This is a genomic window from Sphingobium mellinum, from assembly GCF_037860795.1.
GTDB lineage: Bacteria > Pseudomonadota > Alphaproteobacteria > Sphingomonadales > Sphingomonadaceae > Sphingobium > Sphingobium mellinum.
In genome coordinates this window covers 1-2213 of the sequence record NZ_JBANRK010000053.1, presented here as the reverse complement: position 1 = coordinate 2213, position 2213 = coordinate 1, and the positions used below count along the sequence as shown (strand labels likewise).

Annotated in this window: 2 protein-coding genes; both read right to left on the bottom strand. The window is 63.3% G+C overall.

What is annotated here, in order from left to right; translation table 11 throughout:
* Positions 1 to 541, bottom strand: a 541-nt coding sequence (locus tag AAC640_RS18335; RefSeq protein ID WP_340268897.1) for an ATP-binding protein, incomplete at its 3' end; no start/stop codon positions are given.
* On the bottom strand, positions 538 to 2040 hold the full coding sequence (gene istA, locus AAC640_RS18330; RefSeq protein WP_422795014.1) for an IS21 family transposase: 1503 nt from the start codon (positions 2038 to 2040) through the stop codon (positions 538 to 540). The genes istA and AAC640_RS18335, both read right to left, overlap by 4 nt.
* Positions 2041 to 2213 lie beyond the last annotated feature (173 nt).

Sequence of the window (2213 nt, the reverse complement as noted above, 5' to 3'; positions counted from 1 at the left end):
TCACATATGCGAGGTCGTCGAGGACCAGCAGGTGATATTTGTCGAGCTTGGCGATCGCGGCCTCGAGCGCCAGTTCGCGGCGGGCGACCTGAAGTTTCTGGACCAGATCGGAGGTGCGGGTGAACAGGACGCGCCAGCCATTTTCGATCAGCGCGAGGCCGATTGCCGCCGCCAGATGGGTTTTTCCCCCGCCCGGTGGACCGAAGAGGATGAGATTGGCGCCTTTTTCGAGCCAGCTATCGCCGGAACACAGTGCTGTAACCTGGGCGCGCGAGATCATCGGCACCGCGTCGAAGGCGAAGCTGTCGAGGGTTTTGCCTGGTGGCAGGCGAGCTTCGCCCAGATGCCGTTCGATCCGGCGCCGATCCCGTTCGGCGATCTCATGCTCGGCGAGCGCCGCGAGCAGACGGGCGCCAGGCCAGCCTTCCTTGTCGGCCCGCGTGGTGAAGTCGGACCAGACCAGTTTGATTGCCGGCAGGCGCAGGTCGTTGAGGATGAGGCTCAGGCGCTGGGCGTCGATAGCGGGTGCGTTCCGGCTCATGCGGCTTCTCCCGTCAGGAGAACATCGTAGGTGGCAAGAGGGACCAACTCCACCACCACATCGGGCAGCGCCGCCGGATCGGGAGCAAAGCGTGTCCGCAAGGCATCCATATCAGGGAGACGGTCGGCAGCCACGTCAGCGGCCAGCAGGTCCGCAAGTTCAGCTTCGCAGGCCCTTTCGTGCGCCATGGCCAACAGCTCGACCATATGCCGGCAAGCGATCCGTTCGGGCAACGCGGCAATGAGCCGATCGAAGATCTGCCGATAAGGCTCCCGTGGGAACAGCTGGTCACGATAGACCAGCTTCAGGAGGGCCATCGGTTTGCGCCGCAGGCTGTGGATGACGTGCCGATAATCGACCACATGGCCGTGGGAGCCGTTGTTGAAGGACCGTCCGCGCGGCAATGTCATCAGGTGGGTGCCGCCGATGAACAGATCGAGCCGGTCATCGTAAAGCCGGACCCGTAGCCTGTGACCGATCAGCCGTGAGGGCACGGTGTAGAACACCTTGCGAAGAGTGAAGCTGCTGGTCGAAGTGACCGTGACGATCGTCTCCTCATAATCGCTGGTGCGGGCGCTGGGCAGCGGTTGCAATACCGCCCGCTCGGCGTCGATGCGCGGGCCGTTGCGTCGGTTCTTGCGGCTGACGACCTCGTCGATGAAGTGCCGGTAACTCGCCAGATCATCGAAGTCCCGCGATCCGCGCATCAGCAGTGCGTCCTTTATCGCCGCCTTCAGATGCCCGTGTGGGCTCTCGATCCCGCCATTCTCATGGGCAATGCCGCGGTTGTTGCGCGTCGACGTCATGCCATAATGTTCGCACAGGGCGTCATAGCGCAACGTCAGATCCCGCCGGGCGTCGGTATCCAGGTTGCGGAACGCGGCCGACAGGCTGTCGCTGCGATGCTCGACCGGGGCGCCGCCGACGGCCCACAGCGCGTTTTGCAGCCCCTCGGCCAGCGCGACATAGCTCTCGCCGCCCAAGATCACATGGGCGTGTTCGAAGCCCGACCACATCAGACGGAAATGGTAGAGGCGATGGTCGAGCGGCACGCCAGCGACCGTTACCTCCTCATCCTTCATCTCGGTGAAATCCGACAGGCCGAGCCGTCCTGGTTCATGTGTCTGTCGGAAGATCACTTCCTGTTCGGGGCCATGAATGGCCCGCCACGCCCGGATACGTCGCTCCAATGTTCGTCGGATACCCGCATCGAGATCAGGATGCCGGCGCAGCATCTCCTCGAAAATGGCAACCACCCTGACGCCAGGCGCCGCCTGGAGCAAGGGCACGACCTCTTCCTCGAATATCCCAGCTAACGGATCCGGGCGCCGCCGCTCTCGCTGGGCTTGTCTCTGGGAAGGAAGCCGAGGATCTCCCTCAATACGATAGGCTGTCGCCGGGCTGATGCCGGCTTTGGCGGCGGCCACCGGCACGGCATGGGAATGTCGGAACTTCATGTAGAGCCTCATCTGATGATCCTTGACGTGGCGGCCCGGCATCCGCGGCATCCCCTCTCTCGAAGTTATGCTTCTGAATACCCGACCGGCCGCAACCATCAGAAACACCCCCGGAAAGGGCGCCATCGCCACCTCCCGATCCGGCTCCGGGCTACGCCCTACGCCGGATCAGGAGGTGGCGATTCTCATCTTGATTGACGCTGTTCTCTCATCCT

Coding starts and splice junctions, on each gene's coding strand:
- istA (WP_422795014.1), bottom strand. CDS start 2,040: ATGCCGGGCCGCCACGTCAAGGATCATCAGATGAGGCTCTACATGAAG.